We start from the raw sequence: 21131 nt of genomic DNA, 5'->3' as shown, positions 1-21131 counted from the left end.
CCGCAGGAGGTCTTCCCGTGCAGCTCGTGGGGTGCACCGCGCACGGGCGCGCGCGTGCCCGGGACGCCGTCGGACCACCGGACGATGGCGGCTGAGCCGCGGCGGCCCCGGAAGGCTGGCAGAGGCGGCGAGCCGGGCCCGGCCGGTGCGCTGCGCATGGGGACGCCGCAGGGGCGCTGGGTGCTGCTCGCCACCGTGCTGGGCTCGAGCCTGGCGATGCTGGACGCCACGGTCGTCACCGTCGCCCTGGAGCGCATCGGGGCCGATCTGGGTGCCGGGTTCAGCGGGCTGCAGTGGACGGTCAACGCCTACACGCTCACCCTGGCCTCGCTGATCCTGCTCGGCGGTTCGCTGAGCGACCGGCTGGGCCGCCGGCGTGTCTTCCTCGTCGGGGTGGTCTGGTTCGCTCTGGCGTCCTTGCTGTGCGGGCTCGCGCCCGACACCGGGACGCTGGTCGCGGCCCGGGCGCTGCAGGGGGTCGGGGGAGCGCTGCTCACCCCGGGGAGCCTGGCGATCATCTCCGCGTCCTTCTCCGGCACCGACCGTGCCGCGGCGGTGGGCGCCTGGTCGGGGCTCGGCGGGGTGGCCGGCGCGATCGGTCCCTTCGTCGGCGGGTGGCTGGTCGAGTGGAGCTGGCGGGTGGTGTTCCTGGTGAACCTGCCGCTGGCCGCCGTCATCGTGGCCGTGGTGGTCCGGCACGTGCCCGAGACGCGCGACCCGGGGGCCGCGCCGGGCCTGGACTGGACGGGGACGGCGCTGGTCGTCCTGGGTCTCGGGTGCCTGACCTACGGGCTGACCGCGGCCGGCGAGCCCGGCCGGGGCACGGAGGTCGTGCTGTGGGTCTGCGCCGGCGTGGTCGCGCTGGTGGCCCTCGCCGCCGTGCAGCTGCGCTCCCCGCACCCCTTGGTGCCGCCGGCGCTGTTCCGCAACGCGCAGTTCACCGCCACCAACGTGGTGACGTTCCTGGTGTACGCGGCCCTCGGCGTGGTGTTCGTGCTGCTGACCCTGCAGCTGCAGGTGGTCGCCGACTACTCGCCGCTGGCCGCCGGGACCGCCCTGCTGCCGGTCACGGTGCTCATGCTGCTGTTCTCCGCCCGCGTCGGGGCGCTCGCCCAGCGGATCGGCCCGCGCCCGCTCATGACCGGCGGTCCGCTGCTGGCCGCGGCCGGCCTGCTGCTCATGCTGCGGATCGGGCCGGAGGCGTCCTACCCGCTCGACGTCCTGCCCGGCGCCGTCGTCTTCGGCGCGGGGCTGACCCTGCTGGTCGCCCCGCTGACCGCGACGGTGCTGGACTCGGCCGACGACCGGTTCGCCGGGGTGGCCTCGGGGGTCAACAACGCCGTCGCCCGCGCCGCCGGCCTGCTCGCCGTGGCCGTGATCCCCGTCGCGGCCGGGATCGGCGGGGACGACTACACCGACCCCGACGCCTTCGGCGCCGGTTTCCGCACGGCCCTGCTGATCTGCGCCGGGCTGCTGGTGACCGGCGCGCTGGTCGCCGCCGTGTCCGTGCGGCGCCCGCTCGGCGGGGAGGGCGCCGGGCCGTCGCCGGAGGGCGTGCGGCTGGACGTCGAGCAGTGCCTGCACTGCGGGGTCAGCGCGCCGCCGCTGCACCCGCGCCCGCCCGCCGGCGCCACCGGGGACTCGATCGGCAGGACCCGGTGACCGCGGGTGGCGCACCCGACGTCCTCGGGCGGTCGACCGCGGGCGGCGGCAGCCTGCTGGCCCGCGTCGCGCCCCTGCGCCGCCGGCTGCGCACCGAGGCCGGGAGCGCGGGCCTGCTGCTGCTGGCCACGGTCGTCGCGCTGGTCTGGGCGAACTCCCCGCTCGGCGACAGCTACACGGCCTTCTGGCACACCGAGCTCGCCGTGCGGGTGGGCGGCGCGGAGCTGTCGCTGGACCTGCAGCACTGGGTCAACGACGGGCTGATGGCGTTCTTCTTCTTCGTCGTCGGCCTGGAGATCAAGCGCGAGCTGGTCATGGGGGAGCTCACCGACCGGCACCGCGCCGCGGTCCCCGCGCTGGCCGCCCTGACCGGCCTGGTCGTGCCCGCCCTGGTCTACGTCGCGTTCAACCTGGGCAGCGACGCCGTCGGCGCCTGGGGCGTGGTCATCTCCACCGACACCGCGTTCCTCCTCGGGATCCTCGCGCTGGTCGGTCCCGCGTGCCCGGTGCAGCTGCGGCTGTTCCTGCTCACCCTGGCCATCGCCGACGACGTCGGGGCGCTCGGGGTGATCGCCGTCTTCTACACCGACGACCTGCGGCTGGTCCCGCTCGGCCTGGCCGTCCTGGGGCTGGCGCTGATGGTCGGGCTGCGCCGGCTCGACGTGTGGCGCGGCCCCGCCTACCTGGTGCTCGGCACCGGCGTGTGGGTCGCCACCTACCTCTCCGGCGTCCACCCGACCCTCGCCGGTGTGGTCATCGCCCTGGTCACCCCGGCCTACCCGGCCCGGCGGGAGGAGGTCGCCGACGCCGCCCGGCGGGCGCGGTCCTACCAGCAGTCACCCAACCCCGAGTTCGCCCGCGCCGCCCGGCTGTCGATCGACCGGTCGGTGTCGGCGAGCGAGCGCCTGCAGCAGCTGTGGCAGCCGTGGACGTCCTTCGTCATCGTCCCCGTGTTCGCCCTGGCCAACGCCGGCGTCGCGCTCACCGCCGAGACGCTGCGGGCCGCGGCGACCTCACCGGTGACGCTCGGCGTGGTCGCGGGTCTGGTCCTCGGCAAGGTGGCCGGCATCCTGCTGGGCACGTCGCTGGCGGTGCGGCTGCGACTGGGCTCCCTCGCGCCGGGGCTGACCGGCTCGCAGCTGGCCGGCGGTGCCGCCCTGTCGGGCATCGGCTTCACCATCTCGCTGTTCATCGTCGACCTCGCCCTCGACGGGGACCCGGTCGCGGCCGACCAGGCGCGGGTCGGCGTCCTCGTCGCGTCGCTGCTGGCAGGGCTGCTGGGGTGGGGCCTGTTCCGGCTGGCCGACCGGCGCCGTCCGCCCGACGCCGCCGGCGGGCCGGTGTGGCTGGACCCGCCGGTCGACCCGGCCCGCGACCACGTCCGCGGACGGGTCGACGCGCCGCTCACCCTCGTCGAGTACAGCGACTTCGAGTGCCCGTTCTGCGGCCGGGCGACGGGCGTGGTCGACGAGCTGCGCGAGCGGTTCGGGGACCGGCTGCGCTACGTCTTCCGGCACGTGCCGCTGGTCGACGTGCACCCGCACGCCCGGCTGGCCGCCGAGGCGTCGGAGGCAGCCGCGGCGCAGGGCCGCTTCTGGGAGATGCACGACCGGCTGTTCGCCCACCAGGACGGGCTGACCCCGGTCGCGCTGCTGGAGCACGCCGCCGCCGTCGGCCTCGACGTGCCGCGCTTCGCCCGCGACCTGGGGGCGAGCCGCTTCGCCCGGCGCGTGGAGGAGGACGTCGAGTCCGCCGAGGCCAGCGGCGTCACGGGCACCCCGACGTTCTTCGTCGGCGGCCGCCGGCACCGCGGCCCCTACGACGCCGACACCCTCGCCGCCGCGCTGCTCGCGGGCGAGGGGGCCTCCGGTGCGACGGCGGCACCGGCGCACCGGCCGGTCGACCCGCGGGTGCTGCCGGCGCTCGGCCCGCGCCGCGGCGTGGACGGCCGGGCCCCCGGGACCGACCCGGCAGCCGCCCCGGAGCCCCTGCCGCCGGACCTGCCGGAGACCCCCGACCGGCTCGGCGCCTTCCCGCGCCTGACCGAGGCGCAGGTGCGCCTGCTCGACGGGTACGGGTCGCGCAGCCGGCGGCAGCCCGGCGAGACGCTGTTCCGCGAGGGCGACCCGGGCTACGACCTCCCGGTCGTCCTGTCGGGCGCGGTGGCCGTGGTCGAGGCCCTCGGCCGCCCCGGGCAGCGGGTGGTCTCCGTCCACGGGGAGCGCCGCTTCCTCGGGGAGCTCGACCTGTTCAGCGACCGCCCGGCGTTCCTGACCGCCGTCGTCCTGCGGCCGGCCGAGGTGCTCACCGTCCCGCGCGGCCGCGTGAAGGCGGCCTTCGCCGCCGACCGTGACCTCGCCGACGTCGTCCTGCGCGCGTTCCTCGTCCGCCGCTCGATGCTGCTGGAGATGGCCGCGGACCTGCGGGTGGTCGGCCGGGCGGGCTCGCCCGACACCGATCGGCTGCGCCGCTTCGCCCTCGACCGGGGGCTGGTCGCCGCCGTCGTGGACGTCGACGGCGACGACGACGCCCCCGCCCTCCTGGCCGAGCTCGGCGTCGCCGAGGAGGACCTGCCGGTGGTGGTGTGGCGCTCCGAGCGCGTGCTGCGCAACCCCACCGACGCCGAGCTGTCCGCGCTCGACGCGGTGCCGCCGTCCTCCGGGACAGGCGAGCGGCCGGCGCCGCGGCTCCCAGAGCTCCAGGAGGACACGTGACCACGACCGCCGAGAACACGGCCGGGACCGGCGGGCGGGCCCGACCCGTGCTGCTGACCGTCGACGACGACCCCGGGGTCTCCCGGGCGGTGGCCCGCGACCTGCGCCGGCGCTACGGCGAGCGCTACCGCGTGGTGCGCGCGTCCTCCGGCGAGGAGGCGCTCGCCGCGCTGCGCGAGCTCAAGCTGCGCGGGGACGCCGTCGTGGCGGTGCTGGCCGACTACCGGATGCCGCAGATGAACGGCATCGAGTTCCTCGAGCAGGCGATGGACCTGTTCCCGCGGGCCCGGCGGGCGCTGCTCACCGCCTACGCCGACACCGACGCGGCGATCCAGGCGATCAACCTCGTCGACGTCGACCACTACCTGCTCAAGCCGTGGGAGCCGCCGGAGGAGAAGCTCTACCCGGTCGTGGACGCCATGGTGGAGATGTGGCTGGCCAGCCCGGAGGCCGCCGTGCAGGACGTCCGGATCGTCGGGCACCACTGGTCGGCGCCGTCGTTCGCCGTCCGCGACTTCCTCGCCCGCAACGCCGTCCCCTACCGCTGGTACAGCGCGGAGGAACCCGAGGGCCGCCGGCTGCTCGACGCGGCCGGCGCCGGGCCGGACGACGTCCCGGTCGTGGTGCCGCCGGGCGGGCGGCCGCTGGTCGCGCCCACCGAGGCGGAACTGGCGGCCGCGGTCGGGCTCACCGTCGAGCCCAGCGCCGAGTTCTACGACCTGGTCGTGGTCGGCGGGGGCCCGGCCGGCCTGGGCGCGGCGGTCTACGGGGCGTCGGAGGGGCTGCGGACCGTGCTGGTCGAGCGGCAGGCCACCGGCGGGCAGGCCGGGCAGAGCAGCCGGATCGAGAACTACCTGGGCTTCCCCGACGGGGTGTCCGGGGGGCAGCTGGCCGACCGGGCCCGGCGCCAGGCCGCCAAGTTCGGTGCCGAGGTGCTCACCGCCCGCAAGGTGGCCGCGCTCGACACGCAGGGTCCGGCGCGGGTGGTGCGCTTCGCCGACGGCGGCTGCATCGCCGCGCACGCGGTCGTCCTCGCCACCGGGGTGTCCTACCGGAAGCTGGAGGCCGAGGGCGCCGACGGGTTCACCGGCCGCGGGGTCTACTACGGGTCGGCGATCACCGAGGCGGCGTCCTGCGCCGGCGAGGACGTCTACGTCGTGGGCGGCGCCAACTCCGCGGGGCAGTCGGCGGTGTTCTTCGCCCGGCACGCCCGGTCGGTCACCCTGCTGGTGCGCGGCCCGTCGCTGGAGGCGTCGATGTCGCACTACCTCGTGCAGCAGCTCGCCGCGATCCCGAACGTCGCCGTCCGCACCGGCACCACCGTGGTGGCGGCGCGGGGTGGCGACCACCTGGAGGAGCTCGACCTGCGCGACGCCACCGGCGCGGTGGAGACGGTGCCGTCGTCACACCTGTTCGTCTTCATCGGCGCGGCGCCGCGGACGGAGTGGCTCGACGGCGTCGTGGCCCGCGACGGCCTCGGCTTCCTGCCGACCGGGCCGGACCTGCTCGTCGACGGCGCCCGCCCGCCGGGGTGGCGGCTGGAGCGGGACCCCTACCTCCTGGAGTCCAGCGTCCCCGGGGTGTTCGTGGCCGGCGACGTCCGCGCGCAGTCGGTGAAGCGGGTGGCCTCCGCCGTCGGCGAGGGCGCGATGGCGGTCACGCTGGTGCACCGGTACCTGGGGGAGCGGTGACGGCGACCGGCGCGGACGCGCCCGCCCGGCTGTCCCCGGACCGGCTGCGCGAGCTGTTCCTGTTCGCCGACCTCGACGACGCCCAGCTGGCCTGGGTGGCGGGGGCCGGCGACGTGGTCGCCCACCCCGCCGGCAGCGAGGTCTCCGTCGAGGGGGAGCCGGCCCGGTGCTTCCACGTGCTGCTGTCCGGGACGCTGAGCATGGTCCGCCGCGTCGGCCGCGACGAGGTCGAGACGGTGCGGACCGACAGCCCGGGCGTCTACAGCGGCGCCGTCCAGTTCTACCTGGGCGACCAGATCGACCAAGTCTACCCGGCCACGGTGCGGGCGGTCACCGACTGCACCTTCCTCGCGCTGCCCGCAGAGGAGTTCGCCGCGGTGTTCCGCCGCTGGTACCCCATGGCCGTCCACCTGCTCCAGGGGTTGTTCGTGGGCGCCCGGAACTCCCAGGAGCTGGTCGGCCAGCGGGAGCGGTTGCTGGCCCTGGGGAAGCTGACGGCCGGGCTGACCCACGAGCTGAACAACCCGGCCGCCGCGGCCTCGCGGGCGACGTCGGCGCTGCGTGAGCGGGTGGCCGGGATGCGGCACAAGCTGGCACTGCTGGCGGAAGGCCGGGTCGACGGCGCGCGGCTGCGCGAGCTGACCGAGCTGCAGGAGCGCTTCGTCGCCCGCATCGGCACCGCCGCCGAGCTGACCGCGCTGGAGCGGTCGGACCGGGAGGACGAGCTCGGGGACTGGCTCGAGGACCACGACGTCGACCGGCCGTGGGAGCTCGCGGCGGTGTTCGTCCCGGCCGGCCTGGACGTCGAGTGCCTGCAGCAGGTCGCCGACGCCGTCGGCGAGGACTTCCTCGAGCCGGCGCTGCGCTGGCTGGCCTACACGGTGGAGACCGAGCTGCTGCTCGGCGAGATCGTCGAGAGCACCGCCCGGATCTCGCACCTGGTTGGTGCGGCCAAGCAGTACTCGCAGCTGGACCGCGCACCGCACCAGCCGACCGACCTGCACGCCGGCCTGGATGCCACGCTGGTGATGCTGAGCGCCAAGACCGGCCCGGGGATCCGGGTGGTCAAGGAGTACGACCGCGGCCTGCCGCTGGTGCCGGCGTACGCCGCAGAGCTCAACCAGGTGTGGACCAACCTGATCGACAACGCCCTCGACGCCATGGACGGCTCCGGCACGCTCACCCTGCGCACCGCGAGAGCTGGCGAGTCCGCCGTCGTCGAGGTGGCCGACACCGGCCCGGGCATCCCCGAGGAGGTGCGCCGGCGGGTGTTCGAGCCGTTCTTCACCACCAAAGCGGTGGGCCAGGGAACCGGACTCGGGCTCGACGTCGCCTGGCGGATCGTCACCGGCCGGCACGGCGGGGCGCTCGAGGTCCGCTCCGTCCCGGGCGACACCCGGTTCGTCGTGCGGCTGCCGCTCACGGAGGTCGCGCCGCCCGCCTGATGCCCGACGCCGGTCACGTGACTCGCGGAGGTTCCTCCGCGTGGAGCAGCTCGGAAGTCCTCGACCGGCCCTCGGGGGCGCTGGTCAGCCGGTCGAGGACCTCGATCCACGCCCGCCGGACGCCGACGGGCTGGTCCTCGACCAGGGAGCTCAGGTGGGAGGGGTGCAGGCACCCGCCGTGGACGACCGAGTCGAAGGCGAGGCGGAGCACGAGGCTGTGGACCTGGTCGTGCGCCAGTCCCACGTCGGTCAGAGGCTGCAGGATCCATCGTTGCTGCGTCGACAGCTCGCTCACGGAACGCCTTCGTGCGGAGGCGGCGTTCCGGATGCACGCGGCTGGGCTGTGTCCACGGTCTGCCCATGGCGGGGGCCATCGCGACGGACGAGGCGCATGACAGATGCCGCCGTCGCAGCCAACTCCGTCGGGGCGGGGACCCGTTCGTGTGTCCCTGATGTCGGTCAGTCGAAGGATCACGCTTGCTCCACCACCCGCGGAAGAGAAGCCTCGCAGCGTTGAGCGGGGGCGGGCAGCCGGTAGGAGGGCGCCATGCCGCACCGGAACGAGACCATGCTGCGTGATCTCTATGCGGCTTCGGCCGGAGGTGACGTGCAGCGGATCCGGCAACTCATGCACCCGGACATCGTCTGGCACGTGCCCGGGCACAACATCCTGGCGGGGGAGTACAAGGGCATCGACGAGGTCCTGGGTCTGTTCGGCCGGCTGGCGTCGTGACCGATGGCACGTTCCGTTCGGAGTTGCACGACGTCGTGGCCAGCGACGAGCACGTGGTCGGACTCCACACCGAGCGGGAGGAGCGAGCCGGGCGCTCATTGAGTGCTCGTCTGGCTCTGATCGGGCACGTGCGCGAGGGACGGTTGGTCGAGGTCCGGGAGGGCCACACGGACGCCGCGAGCTACGACGTCTTCTGGTCAGCCTGAACCGGGCATTTGCATCGGCGTCCACGGAGATGTTGCATGAGCAGGTCTTCGGGCTCTGTCCGCAGCTCTGCGGTGCAGCTGCACCAGCTCGTTCTGCTCGCTGCTGCTGGTTCGGTCGTCGCTGATGCCGGTCGTCGATGCGGCCTGTCGCCAACAGAATGGCAGCAGGGAGTTCGGCCCGGATTCAGGTCTCCTCGGCGGGCCACCCGGAAGGCTTTACGCCGGAACTCCGGCGGCAACTTCCTCAGCACAGCGACATCCTGTCTGCGGCCCTCGTCCCACGGACAGATGTCAACAGAGGGTGCAGCTGTCTCGTCCGACTCCTGACGAGACCTGCTCCTCTCGAATGGATGGCGTCTCGGCTGACCGGTTCAGTATTGAGCCGCCGGAGCATCGGGTGGCGCGTCTTGGCCGGGAGGAAGGTCGGGGCAGGTGCGCTCGTATGCGATCCCTGGCAGTAGCTGCTCCCATTCGGTCATGGACAGGTTGCGGTTGACCAGTCCACAACCGGCCGAGAGCCAGGACTCGAAGAACGGGTTCCACAGCCGCGCGGTCCCATCTGCGCTGGTGGTGGCCAGCAGCTGCCCGTCCGGGCTGAACGCCACTGAATAGACTCTGTCGGTGTGGCCGGTCAGCGGCGGACCGTGTGGTCGGCCCGTGGCCACGTCCCACAGTCGCACCGTCTGGTCTGGGCTCGTGGTGGCCAGCAGCCGTCCGTCTGGGCTGAACGCCACGCCCTCCACCCAGTCGGTGTGCCCGATCAGCGGCTCGCCGTGCGGCTGGCCGGTCGCCACGTTCCACAACTGCACTGTGTAATCCCCGTTGGCGGTGGCCAGCAGCTGCCCGTCCGGGCTGAACGTCACCCCGTTCACCGCGTTGTCGCTTGGTGCGGGCAGCGGCTGCCCGTGCAGCTGGCCGGTGGCTACGTCCCACATCCGCGCCGTGCCATCCTGGCCGGCGGTGGCCAGCAGTTGTCCGTCCGGGCTGAACGCCACTCCGGACACCGCGTCGTCGTGACCGGTCAGCGGCTGTCCAAGCGGTTGGCCGGTGACCACGTCCCACAGCTGGACCGTGGTCTCCGCGGTGACCGTGGCCAGCAGCCGTCCGTCCGGGCTGAACGCCACCTCGTCATCCGCGTCGGCGGTCGGCCCGGTCAGCGGCGGGCCGTGCGGTTGCCCGGTGGCAACGTTCCAGAACCGCAATGTGGCATCCGCGCCGATGGTGGCCAGCAGCTGCCCGTCCGGGGTGAACGCCACCCCGTTCACCCCGTCGGTGTGGCCGGTGAGCGGGGCGCTGTGCGGCCGGCCGGTACTCACGTCCCACAACCGCGATGTGCCATCCCCGCTGGTGGTGGCCAGCAGCCTGCCGTCCGGGCTGAATGCCACGCCGAAGGTCTCGTCGGTGTGGCCGGTCAGCGGCCGGCTGATGGAGAACGTCTCGGCGACCTGCCACAACCGCGCTGTGCCATCGTTGCTCGCGCTGGCTAGCAGCTGCCCGTCCGGGCTGAACGCCACTCCCACCACAGCGTTCGTGTGGCCGGGAAGCGGCTCACCGTGCGGCCGGCCGGTGGCCACGTCCCACAGCCGCACCGAGTTCTCCTGGCCTCCGTGGGCGGTGGCCAGAAGTTGTCCGTCGGGGCTGAACGTCACACAGCTCACGAAGCCGGGTCGCCCGGTGAGCGGCTGCCCGTGGGGGTGGCCGGTGGCTACGTCCCACAGCCGCGCCGTGCCATCCTGGCTACCGCTGGCCAGCTGGCTGCCGTCCGGGCTGAACGCCAAGCAGTTGACCTTGTCGGTGTGGCCGGTCAGCGGCTGCCCTTGGGGTTCGCCAGTGGCCACGTCCCACAACCGCACCGTTTGATCTGCGTCGGCGGTGGCCAGCAGGCTGCCATCCGGGCTGAACGCCACGTCCCCGACCCAGTCGGTGTGGCCGGTGAGGGGGGTGCCGTGGGGGTGGCCGGTGGCCACGTCCCACAGCCGCACCGTGCCATCCTCGCTGGTGGTGGCCAGCAGGCTGCCGTCTGGGCTGAACGCCGCCCGGTTGACCCAGTCGGTGTGGCCGGTGAGGGGGGTGCCGTGGGGGTGGCCGGTGGCCACGTCCCACAGCCGCACCGAGTCTTCCTCGCCCCCGCCGGCGGCGGCCAGCAGCCGCCCGTCCGGACTGAACGCCACCCAGTCCACCCAGTCGGTGTGGCCGGTGAGCGGCTCACCGTGCGGCCGGCCGGTGGCCACGTCCCACAGCCGCACCGTGCCATCCTCGCTGGTGGTGGCCAGCAGGCTGCCGTCCGGGCTGAACGCCATCCAGTTCACCCAGTCGGTGTGGCCGGTGAGGGGGCCGCCGTGGGGGTGGCCGGTGGCGGCGTCCCACAGGCGCACCGTCTGATCATCACTGAGCGAGGCCAGCAGCCGGCCGTCCGGGCTGAAGACCACCTCGAAGACCGCGTCGGTGTGACCGGTGAGCTGCCGTGATGTGTGGTTCACCCGGCCCAGTCCGGTGATGAGCCCGGCCGAGGGCTCCGGAGAGTGGTCGCGGGCCAGGCTCAAGCTCTGCAGGCCGGCCAGGATTGCGGTGTCCGGCCGGGTGTCGGCCAGTTCCTCCGCTTCACCGGCCAGCTGCCGGGACAGCGCCAGGCGGGTCTGTGCTTGGGCTGTCTGGGTCTGCTCCTGGGCGGTCTGGCTCGCGTTGACGGCGAGCCCGCCGGCGACCAGCGCGGCGACCAGTAAGAGCGCGAGGCTCATGGCCAGCGCACGGAGCCGTCGGACGGACCGGCGGGTGGCCTCCAGCTCATGGCTGGCCAGTCCTCGGCTCGCCACGAGGAACTGTCGTTCCAGCGGGCCGAGCTCTCCGGGATGCTCGTTGGCCCAGTGGTCGATCGTGGCCAGCCGCCCGCCGCGCAGCAGATAGGACTCCTCGCGCCCACCGTGCTGCCAGTCGGCGGCCAGCCGCTCCAGTTCCGAACGCAGCCGCAGCTGGCTCCGGTCGGCATCGATGGCCTCGCGCAGCCGTGGCCACTGCCGCAGCAGCGCCTCATGCGCGACCTCCACCACCGCCTCTCCAGCCGGATCGGCGGGGTCCTGGCTGCTGACCAGCAGCCGCGCGTCGACGAAGGCGTCGACGACTAGCTGTTCATCGCCGCTGAACGCCGTGCGCCGCACCCGTCGGCGGGTGGGCGGGTCGTCGTCGGTCACCGAGGCCAGTCGCATCAGCGTGGGCAGCACCAGGTGGCCCAGGCCTCGACGGTCCAGCTCCTCGGTGAGTCGGTCGGCGTGGGAGCGCAGGGCGCCGACCACCCCGCCGATGGCCTCGTAGTCTGCCGCGGTGACGGTCGCCTCAGGCCCGGCCCGCTGGTAGAGCTGGTTCAGGGTGTAGCCCAGCAGTGGCAGCGCGTCCCCGCCAGCAGTGTCCTCCACCATCCGCTCGACCAGGCCAGGGGCGAACTCCAGGCCGGCTCCTCGAGCCGGGCGGGCGATCACCTCGGCCAGCCGGCCCCGGCTCAACGGCTCGATGATCAGCGGGTCGTCCACTGTCTCGGCCAACCCGGCCCGCTCAGGAGCGGTGCTGAGGAACTCCGAGCGGACCGTGGCCACCGCCCACACCGGGCTGTCCTCGTGCAGCGCGCCGCCCAGCAGCTGCAGAAAGGCCTGCTGCTCGCGGGTCCCGGTGCGGGTCAGCAGCTCCTCGGCCTGGTCGATGACCAGCAGGACACTCGGTCGCCCGCCGCCATTGACGCCGAGGTCGGCCAGTTGGCCGGTCAGCTGCACCAGCCCCGCCGAGCCTCGGTGCAGCGTGGCGACCACTTCCTCGGTCGGGCGCGGTCGGCCGCGCGCGGCGAAGGCTCGCGAGAGGCATCCGGCCAGGGCGGTGGTGGGATGCCGGCCGGGCCGCAGCGGCGGCACCACCAGCCAGCGCTCCGGCATCCGGGTCAGCCGGGGCAGTAGCCCGGCGTGCAGCAGCGACGACTTACCGCTGCCCGACGGGCCGACCACGGCCACGAACCGGCCCGGGCCGCGCTGCAGGGTCGGGGTGAGCAGCTCCATCAACCGGTGGGTCTCGGTCTGGCGGCCGAAGAACACCGCGGCATCCTCTTGGGCAAAGGGGACCAGGCCCGGATACGGCGACCGGCCCGGCTCCAAGGCGAAGGAGTCAGCCGGATCCAACCCGGCCGACCGCAGTCCGGCCAGCAGCCGGATCAGCCCTGGCTCGGGGTCGGTCAGGTCGGTCAGGTCGGTCCACTGCACGTCGGCCAGCAGCGGCAAGTCCACCCCGGCCCGCAACCGCACCGGGAACACTGGATGCGCCAGCGACCGAGCCAGGCTCAACTCGGCAAAACACCACCGTGAAGCGACCGATGCCTCGTTGGCCAAGAACACGACCGCGTCGGTGCGGCGCAACGCTGCGTACAGCTCCCGCTCCCAGTTTCGCCCCGCAACAACGCCCTGCTCGGGGTTGAAGTCGACGAACATTGCGGCGAAGCCAGCGGCCTGTAGCCGCTCGACCACCCGCGCGGTGACGGCTTGGTCCCCGCTGCTGTGACTGATGAACACCGAGGCCATGACCCGCCCTTCACCGGCGCGTCGTCACGGTCACCTCGACGTCGCTTGGCCAGGCGACCTGGATGGTCAGCCAGCTAACTCACACGGCGGACAGCCAGCAAGACCCGCAGTTGCGGATCTCGCGACCCTCCCGGTCAGCTGGCCCATCCCTCGCGATCTACGCCGATCCCCAAGCGCCGGCCGCAGCCCGGCCGGCTGGCCGCCCCGGCACTGAAGCCTGGCTCCTCCACGACGAAGCGGTCCAGCGGATGCTTGGTCACGCCTCCGCAGCGATGACCCTCAACGTCTCCTTCGGCGAACGCGTGAATGCCGCCCACGAGGCCCTTGTCACCAATCATCACGGTGCGTAGTGAGGATGCACCGTGTAGGCACGGGCCCCATCGTCAAGATCGACGATCGATACACGAGCTCGAACTGGGTGGATACCGGTGGGGCGGGTGGGGCTCGAACTCACGACCCAGGGACTATGAGTGCCCGTGCGCTGTGCGCTGTGCTCACCTGCATCGATGCAGCACCGGCCGGTGGGGCTGCCGGATGGATGGCGGGACGGTGACGGAGCGGTGACGCCGCTGCTCCTACGGTGCACGGCCACGGACCCACGATGCAAACCCGGAGTTCGCGATGATGCCGTGGCGCGTGCGCAGAGACTTCTGGAACCTGCTGGCGATCCTCAAGTACCGCACCAACCGGCCGGCGACGATCCCGGTCCCCGTTGACGAGGGACAGCGGATCGGTGACGTCAGCTTCGCGAGCCAGTTCCCTGGAATCCCGATCCACAACATCCGGGTGGCAGACCGGGTCCCGGCCGACGAGGCATCCCGACTCAAGTACTACTTCTACGAGTTCCAGGTGGCCATGTACCGCCTGTTCTCGCCGATGCACCCCGATCTGCCCAGCATCGACGAGGACCCGCGCAAGGCCGTGCTCGCGGCCTACACGCGCCTGCATCGACGCCTCTTCCCGGCTCCGCAGCTGCCGGAGGAGTACGAGGGCGAGGTCGATCTCGGCCATCTGGCAGTGGCGGGACCGTATGCGGGCTACCTCGAGCGAGCCCCCGAAGGGGGGTACCACTGGGATCTCCGGCACCTGGCGCGCTACGAGCACCACCGCGGACTGCGCTCGCTGGGCGTGCGCGTCCTGTTCCGGCCGGATGAGCAGGTATCGGGGCTGCGAGCGGTCGAGATCGACTGTGAACTCGGGCAGTGCAGACCGGGCGACCCTGACTGGGGGCTCGCGAAGAAGATCGCGCTCTGCGCGGTCACGAACCACGTGTCCCTCGTCCGCCACTTCAACTGGGTCCATCTCGCAGCCGGTGGACCCTTCGCCATCGCCACCCGCAACTGCCTGGGAGCCGACCATCCGCTGCGCCGGTTGTTGTGGCCTCACATGTTCGGCACGCAATACAGCAACCAGATCGCCACCAAGGGCCAGATGGCCCGGGGTGGCGATTTCGAGACGATTTTCAGCTTCACCCACGCCGGCATGTGCAAGCTGTACGAGGACAGTTACAGCGAGTACGACATCGTCGTCCTGGACCCGGCTCGGGACGCCGAACGCCGGGGGATCCGGAATGCCGGGTTCGACACACCCGCCCTCCTCAACCAGGAGGCGCTCTTCGACGTCATGCACGCGCACACCTCGCGCTACATGGCCTCGTACTACTCCTCCGACGACGACCTGCGGGCCGACGCGGCGGCGGTCGACTGGATGGCTTCCCTGGATCGGCTGGTGCCCAACGGGATCCGCGGACTCAGCGGCCCGGTCGTCACGATCGGTGGCACGGCCCGGATGATCGCGGCCCTGCTCTACCTCGCCACGGTCCAGCACGAGGTCCTCGGCACCGGCCTCTGGAACTACCAGATGTGGACCCACGTGCAGCCGGTCAGGGTCTACGAGGACATGGAACGCGAACCGGTCGACGTCTACCAGCGCCTGGTCAACGCCAACTTCAACCTGAACGTGAGGCGTGCCCCGCTCCTCCAGGACTTCAGTTACCTGGCCTTGGACGCACGAGGGGCGGACGCCTTCCGCACCTTCAAGAAGGACCTGGAGGCCCTGCAGAACCGGCTCGAGGCGGAGCCCTTCACCCACTGGAAGGTGTATCCCAGGAAACTGGAAGCCAACATCAATGCCTGACGCGATGGAACCGGCCTCGGGGCGGCAGCCCTCGCGTCGTTTCCGGACGTCAGCACGGCCCGAGCAGAGCGACTTCGACCACGTCGTCGTTGGCTCGGGCGCCGGAGGCGGTCCTGTGGCGGCCGATCTGGCCGAGGCCGGCCACCGGGTCCTGCTGGAGGCCGGATTCGCTCCGAGGCCGATCAGTGCCGACCTGTTCCTCCTGCAGGGTGCGGACCTGGACCGGCCGCTGCGCTCGGCGGTTGTCATCCACGCCAGCGACACAGCCACCGTCCTCTCGCTGTGGCGGCGACGGCAGCTGGCTCCGGCCGTGGCGCGGCCGCTCGCGCTGATCCGGCCTCGATCCGGTCCTGGCCTCGACCGCCTCCCCCGGGCCGGTCGTGACCGCGCTTTCGGCACCGTCCGCCGACGTCCCACCGGCCGCACGTCACCCAGGAGATCCGATGAGCACCGACACCTCAGGTCCGGCCGGCACCCGCACCGCAGGCGCCCCCGCCGTTCCGCGGCCCCGGGCCGCCCCCACCGGCGGACCGCCGGCTGTGCCCGCTTCGGCGGGACCGCGGCCGGTCCCCGGGTCCGACTACCGGCGGACGCTGTTGTGGCGGGTCTACGACGGGGTGGCCCAGCTGGTCGACCACCGGGTGGGCTGGGACCGGCTGCCGCGCAGCCTGGGCCTGGCCGTCCTGGGCGGGCTCCGCAACATCCTGCGACGGGAAAACCTGTCCGACCCCTCGTCCCGGGTACCGGTCGTCGACGCCTCTCCTGTACCACCGCGCACCCCGCAGCACCTGGTGGCCCGAAGCGTCGACGGCTCGTACAACGACCTCGACCACCCGGACATGGGCATGGCCGGTGCCCGTTTCGGTCGCAACATCCCCCTCGACAACGTGCTCCCGGTGACCGACGACGAGCTGCTCCGGCCCAGCCCGCGTGAGGTCAGCCGCCGACTGCTCACCCGGACGACCTTCCAGCCGGCCGAGACGGTCAACACCCTGGCTGCCGCCTGGTTGCAGTTCATGATCCGTGACTGGTTCAGCCACGGGCAGGGGGACACGTCGAGGCTGGTGGAGATCCCGCTCGAGCCCGGTGACACCTGGTGGGAGGACCCGATGCGGATCCCGCGGATCCACACCGACCCCACCAGGCCGGCCGATGCTGACGGCCCGGTGACCTCGATCAACGAGGTGAGCCACTGGTGGGACGGCTCCTCGCTGTACGGCACGACTCCGGAAGAGCAGCAGCGCGTGCGGACAGGCAGCGACGGCAAGCTCCACCTGACCGAGGACGGGACGATCCCGCTGCCCGAGGACCCGGCGATCGACCCGACCCGCGTTCCGGGTTGGTGGACCGGTCTGGGCATGTTCGCCACGCTGTTCGTGCGAGAGCACAACGCCGTCTGCGACCGGTTGAGGGCCGAGTACCCGGACTGGGACGACGAGGAGCTGTTCCAGCGGGCCCGGTTGGTGGTCTCGGCGCTGCTCGCGAAGATCCACACGGTCGAGTGGACGCCGGCCATCACCAGCCACCCCACCGCGGTCTCCGCCCTGCGGATCAACTGGTTCGGCATCGCGGGGGAGCGGATCGCCCGGACGTTCGGGCGGCTGAGTGGCAGTGAGGTCGTCAGCGGGATCCCCGGGGCAGGGACCGCGCACTACGGCGTGCCGTTCTCGCTCACCGAGGAGTTCGCCAGCGTCTACCGCATGCACCCGCTGCTGCCCGACGACTTCGACATCCGGACGGCCGACGGTGACCGCCCACTGGCCCTGCTGGCCTTTCCCGCGCTCGCCGGCCCCCACTCCCGCGAGATCACGGACAGGTTCGCCCTGGGGGACCTGTTCTACTCGTTCGGGACCACGCACCCGGGTGCGATCGTGCTGCGGAACTTCCCGCGCTCGCTGCAGTCGTTCGAGCGGCCCGACGGCAAGGTCATCGACCTGGCCGCGACCGACATCCTGCGCATCCGAGAACTGGGCGTGCCTCGCTACTGCCAGTTCCGACGGCTGATGCACCTCGCGGCGCCCCGCAGCTTCGCCGAGCTCACCGACGACGCCGGGCTCGCCGCCGACCTGGAGGACCTGTACGGCGACGTCGAACGGGTCGACCTGATGGTGGGCCTGTTCGCCGAGAGACGGCCGGCCGGGTTCGCCTTCAGCGACACGGCGTTCCGCATCTTCATCCTGATGGCGTCGCGGCGACTCAACAGCGACCGGTTCTTCACCCGCGACTTCCGTCCGGAGATCTACTCGCCTGCCGGACTGGCGTGGGTGCGGGACAACGACATGCGCACCGTCCTGCTGCGGCACCTGCCCCAGCTGCGGCCGGCTCTCCGCGGCGTCGACAACGCCTTCGCTCCTTGGACGCGAACCAGCGCCTGACCCCCCTGGCTCCGAGGCGCCGTGGAGGCAGCAGCTCCGCTGGCATCGTCTGGCGCCTCGTGATCCGGTGTGGCGCTGTCCGGCCGCCTGGGCCGGATCGTCGCCGCGGGGCCGGTCGGCGGGGTCGCGGATCGCGTCACCGTGCCCGATGTCGAGTACGCCGACCTGACCTTGGCCATGCGCACCGGCGAGAGCATGGAGCGTTGCCGATACCACCTCGGCGATCAGTCGGCGCACCACTCCGCGCCAGCGACAGCACTGCCCTGCTCGGGGAGTCAGTTTGTCTATCCTCTTGTGGACGAGCTGACCTGAGAGGCGTTGATCAGCAGGAGGCCGGGGGAAGTGGCCGACGAGCTCACCTTGGTGCAGCCTTCCCGGCTGGAGGATGTCGGGCTCCCTACCGGCACGGTCACGTTCGTGTTCACCGACATCGCCGGTTCGACGCGGATACTGCGGAAGGCCGGGCGCAACTACGCGGACGCTCTTGCGGACCACCATCGTCTGTTGCGGGGCGCCTTCTCCGCCCACGGTGGCCGGGAGGTCGATACCCAGGGCGACGCGTTCTTCGTGGCCTTTCCCTCTGCCGGGCAGGCGGTGGCGGCCGTGGCTCAGGCGCAGCAGTCCCTGGCGGCTCACCGGTGGCCTGCTGGGGTGTGCGTGCGGGTGCGGATGGGTCTGCATTCCGGAGAGGCCACCGTTGCTGGGGAGAGCTACGTCGGCTTGGCTGTGCACCGGGCGGCCCGGATCGCTGCAACGGCTTCCGGCGGTCAGGTCGTGCTGTCGGAGGTGACCGCAGCCCTCGTCGGCGAGCAGCTACCGGGCGGCACTTCCCTACGCAACCTCGGGGAGCACCGCCTCAAGGACTTTCCGCGTCCGGCCGCGCTGTACCAGCTAGACGTGGTCGGGTTACCCACGCGGTTCCCGCCGCTACGCACGGCTGCCCCCCGCAGTCGGGTGCCCGTCCCGACCGGCACGCTGCTGGGTCGCGACCGCGACCTCTCTGCCCTAGCTTCTCTGCTGACCGCGCCGGAGGTGCGGCTGATCACCGTGACCGGCCCGGGTGGGGTCGGCAAGACGAGGCTTGCTCTGGAGGCGGCGCAGGCCGTCACCGCGGACTTCCCCGGTGGAGCCGTGTTTGTCCCGCTGAGCGCCGTCACTGACCACCGGCTCGTGTTGCCCACGCTTGCCGATGCCCTCGGCGCCCGACGGGAGCGGGGCATTGAGATCTCCGATGCGGTGCGGGTAGCCCTGAGTGACGACCGGACGCTCGTGGTGTTGGACAACGCCGAACAGGTCGTCGAAGCCGGCGGCGAACTGGCGGCGCTCCTGGAGGCTGTTCCGGCCGTCGTCGCGCTGGTGACCAGTCGCCAGGTCCTCCGTCTGCGCTCGGAACGGCACTACTCTGTGGCCCCCTTGGCAGAGATGCCCGCGATGGCCCTGTTCGCCGAGCGCGCCGCTACGGTTCGTCCCGGCTTCACGCTCGACGCCGGCAATGCGGCCACGGTGGCGCAGATCTGCCGGCGCCTCGACGGCCTACCGCTGGGCATAGAGCTGGCCGCGGCTCGAATCCGACTGCTGCCGCCAGCCACGCTGCTCGCCCGGTTGTGCGAGCGGTTAGACGTGATCAGCGGCGGCCCCGTCGACCTACCGGCGCGTCAGCGCACGCTGCGGGCCACTATGGACTGGAGCCTTCATCTGCTCTCACCGCATCAAGAGGCTGTCTTCACCCGGCTCGCCGTGTTCTCCGGTGGGTGCACGTTGGCCGCGGCGGAGACCGTCTGTGGCAGGTCGGGCGAGCCCGCCGTCCTCGACGCCCTCTCCGCTTTGCTCGACGCGAGCCTGTTGGTGGACTCCGATGAAACCTCCGGGGAGCCACGGCTGCACATGCTCGAGACGGTGCGCGCTTTCGCGGTGGAGAGGCTGACCGCCTCTGCCGACCGAGCAGAAACCGAGCGGCGCCACACTGAGTGGGTGCTGGCGATGACGTCCTCGGGGATGACCGCTGGCACCCGCGGGTTCCGAGAGGCGCTCGAACGGCTGGACCGGGACCGGGCCAACATTCGTGCGGCTGTGCACCGAGCCATCGATGCTGCGGACGTCGAGACGGTCGCACTACTGATCCGAAACGCCTTTCCGTACTTGGTTCTCCGCGATGGCGTGCAGGAGGCCCTGGTATGGCTGGACCAGGTCTTGCCCCGGGCGACGGAAGCCTCGGCGGCAGGGCGTGCACGACTGCTTGTCCTGCGGGCGATCGTCGCGGGTAGTTTCGGCGACGTCGCCGCCGTTCGCCCGCTCATGGAGGAGAGCTGCAGGCTCCTTCCCAAGGACCACGAGGACGCCTACGACCGACTTGGTGTGGCCTGGGCCGGCCTGTATGCCGCCCTGGCAGACGGCTCGGTGGACGAAGCCTCCCGCCGCATCGAGGAGGCGGCCGCTCACGGCACCGCCCTCGGACAGGAGTTGCCGGCGCACGCCGCGATCGCGTTGGTGTTCATGGCACTGTTCCGAGCGACTCTTGCGCTGCTTCGCGGCGACCTCGAGGGGGCGGAACCGCACTACCGGGCTGCCGTAGAGCTGGCCGGCCGTCTGGGCGACGAGACCCTCATCGGCCTGGTCCTCGGCCTACGGGGGTTGGTTCAGCTGGCCCGCGGTGACGTTGTCGGCGGGCGGCGGTCGATCACCGACGCTGCGGCGGCTAATCGCAGTGGCGGTACCCCGTGGACCATGGCGAACTGTCTTGAGGGGCTGGCAGGGGTGGCCCTAGCCGACGGCCGTCCGGTCGAGGCAGCCCGAGCCCTGGCGGCAGCGGCCGCCGCCCGCCGCGACGTCGCTATGCCGTCCACCCCCGCTTTGCGACCGCTGGTGGACGATCTGGCCGCTAGGGTCAGGGAGCAGCTTGATGCCCAGTCCTATGAGGCGGCCTGTGCCGAGGGCAGACATCTGGGCCTTCGGCAGGCATTGGACCGCGCATTGGAGGAGCTTCCCGTTACTGACCACCATCCCGACGAGCCGGCCACTGATGACACCCAAACGGGCAGCCAGCGGCCAGGATGAGCCTGAACCGCCCTGGCGAGTCCGAAGACTCAGGGTGTTGAGACCTCGGGCGATTCCTATCCGCTTAGCGGCAAGCTTGGCGCGTGTCCGCAGAGAGGGGACGAATGGTAGGTGAGCCACAGCAGCGATCTGCGAATGATCGGCGACGTGCCGGTTGAAGCGAGCGGCTATGGGCGTCGCAATACCTACAGCCTTGTTGAAGAGGAAGAAGCCCGTAGCACCTTGACCGGGTGGCCACTGCTTCGCGAGCCTCTCGCCCATTTCTGCCTCGTTGATCGGCTTAAGCAGGCCGTTCTCGTCAGGGGGAGCCTGAGTTACTAGATCCCCCACGATCTGAAGTACGGTGGCCTCTTGCGTGCCTTGAGCGAATTGATTCACCTGCCGTTCCCTCCCATAGCAGAGCAGCTTGGCGGGCATCGGGTTGTACGTCCACGTGTCAGCAGCCTGGTCCCGTGTCCCGCCCCGGGTTCAGTGGAGGCTCGGAACTGACGCGGCGACGGTAGCCGCCGCGGTGTTGTGCCGGTAGAAGACGTCCTCGTGCTCGGCCGGTGGAACGAGGCTA

Annotated in this window: 12 protein-coding genes; 10 read left to right on the top strand and 2 right to left on the bottom strand. The window is 72.0% G+C overall.

Annotation, left to right across the window (positions count from 1 at the left end; all coding sequences use genetic code 11):
- Positions 1-156: 156 nt before the first annotated feature.
- From ABQ292_RS12350 to ABQ292_RS12335, 4 genes are read left to right on the top strand one after another with little or no spacing between them, the layout of a single operon-like run.
- Complete coding sequence (locus ABQ292_RS12350; protein WP_369206699.1) at positions 157-1662, top strand: MFS transporter; 1506 nt, start codon at positions 157-159, stop codon at positions 1660-1662.
- On the top strand, positions 1659-4376 hold the full coding sequence (gene nhaA / locus ABQ292_RS12345; RefSeq protein WP_369206697.1) for a Na+/H+ antiporter NhaA: 2718 nt from the start codon (positions 1659-1661) through the stop codon (positions 4374-4376). Before ABQ292_RS12350 ends, nhaA begins: the two co-directional genes overlap by 4 nt.
- Positions 4373-6067 (top strand): NAD(P)/FAD-dependent oxidoreductase, encoded by a 1695-nt coding sequence (locus tag ABQ292_RS12340; protein ID WP_369206695.1) that lies wholly within the window; start codon positions 4373-4375, stop codon positions 6065-6067. The genes nhaA and ABQ292_RS12340 overlap by 4 nt, the downstream gene beginning before the upstream one ends.
- Positions 6064-7512, top strand: coding sequence for a sensor histidine kinase (locus tag ABQ292_RS12335; RefSeq protein WP_369206693.1), 1449 nt, complete (start codon positions 6064-6066; stop codon positions 7510-7512). The genes ABQ292_RS12340 and ABQ292_RS12335 overlap by 4 nt, the downstream gene beginning before the upstream one ends.
- 13 nt (positions 7513-7525) lie before the next feature.
- On the opposite strand, the gene ABQ292_RS12330 is transcribed toward ABQ292_RS12335, so the two are convergent.
- Positions 7526-7807 carry a hypothetical protein gene (locus tag ABQ292_RS12330; RefSeq protein WP_369206691.1) on the bottom strand — a complete coding sequence of 94 codons (282 nt, stop codon included), beginning with the start codon at positions 7805-7807 and terminating at the stop codon, positions 7526-7528.
- A gap of 252 nt (positions 7808-8059) precedes the next feature.
- Here ABQ292_RS12330 and ABQ292_RS12325 point away from each other — a divergent pair, with 252 nt between their 5' ends.
- Positions 8060-8245 carry a nuclear transport factor 2 family protein gene (locus ABQ292_RS12325; protein ID WP_369206689.1) on the top strand — a complete coding sequence of 62 codons (186 nt, stop codon included), beginning with the start codon at positions 8060-8062 and terminating at the stop codon, positions 8243-8245.
- Positions 8242-8451: a hypothetical protein gene (locus ABQ292_RS12320; protein ID WP_369206687.1), complete on the top strand. Its 210-nt coding sequence runs from the start codon at positions 8242-8244 to the stop codon at positions 8449-8451. Before ABQ292_RS12325 ends, ABQ292_RS12320 begins: the two co-directional genes overlap by 4 nt.
- A 371-nt stretch (positions 8452-8822) precedes the next feature.
- Here ABQ292_RS12320 and ABQ292_RS12315 read toward each other — a convergent pair whose 3' ends face one another.
- Complete coding sequence (locus ABQ292_RS12315; RefSeq protein ID WP_369206685.1) at positions 8823-13004, bottom strand: nSTAND1 domain-containing NTPase; 4182 nt, start codon at positions 13002-13004, stop codon at positions 8823-8825.
- A 636-nt stretch (positions 13005-13640) separates the two neighbouring features.
- Here ABQ292_RS12315 and ABQ292_RS12310 point away from each other — a divergent pair.
- The 4 genes from ABQ292_RS12310 to ABQ292_RS12295 all read left to right on the top strand — a co-directional run bounded on the left by ABQ292_RS12310 (position 13641) and on the right by ABQ292_RS12295 (position 20569).
- Positions 13641-15140, top strand: coding sequence for a lipoxygenase family protein (locus ABQ292_RS12310; protein WP_369206683.1), 1500 nt, complete (start codon positions 13641-13643; stop codon positions 15138-15140).
- A gap of 443 nt (positions 15141-15583) precedes the next feature.
- On the top strand, positions 15584-17515 hold the full coding sequence (locus ABQ292_RS12305; protein WP_369206681.1) for a peroxidase family protein: 1932 nt from the start codon (positions 15584-15586) through the stop codon (positions 17513-17515).
- A gap of 69 nt (positions 17516-17584) precedes the next feature.
- Entirely contained in the window at positions 17585-17827 is a 243-nt protein-coding gene (locus tag ABQ292_RS12300) for a hypothetical protein (protein WP_369206679.1), read from the top strand.
- Between the two features lie 30 nt (positions 17828-17857).
- Positions 17858-20569, top strand: coding sequence for an ATP-binding protein (locus tag ABQ292_RS12295; protein WP_369206677.1), 2712 nt, complete (start codon positions 17858-17860; stop codon positions 20567-20569).
- Positions 20570-21131: the final 562 nt, after the last annotated feature.

Source organism: Geodermatophilus maliterrae (genome assembly GCF_041018925.1).
Taxonomy (GTDB): Bacteria; Actinomycetota; Actinomycetes; order Mycobacteriales; family Geodermatophilaceae; genus Geodermatophilus; species Geodermatophilus maliterrae.
The sequence above is the reverse complement of the archived record's forward strand: the minus strand, read 5'-3'. Positions and strand labels throughout refer to the sequence as shown.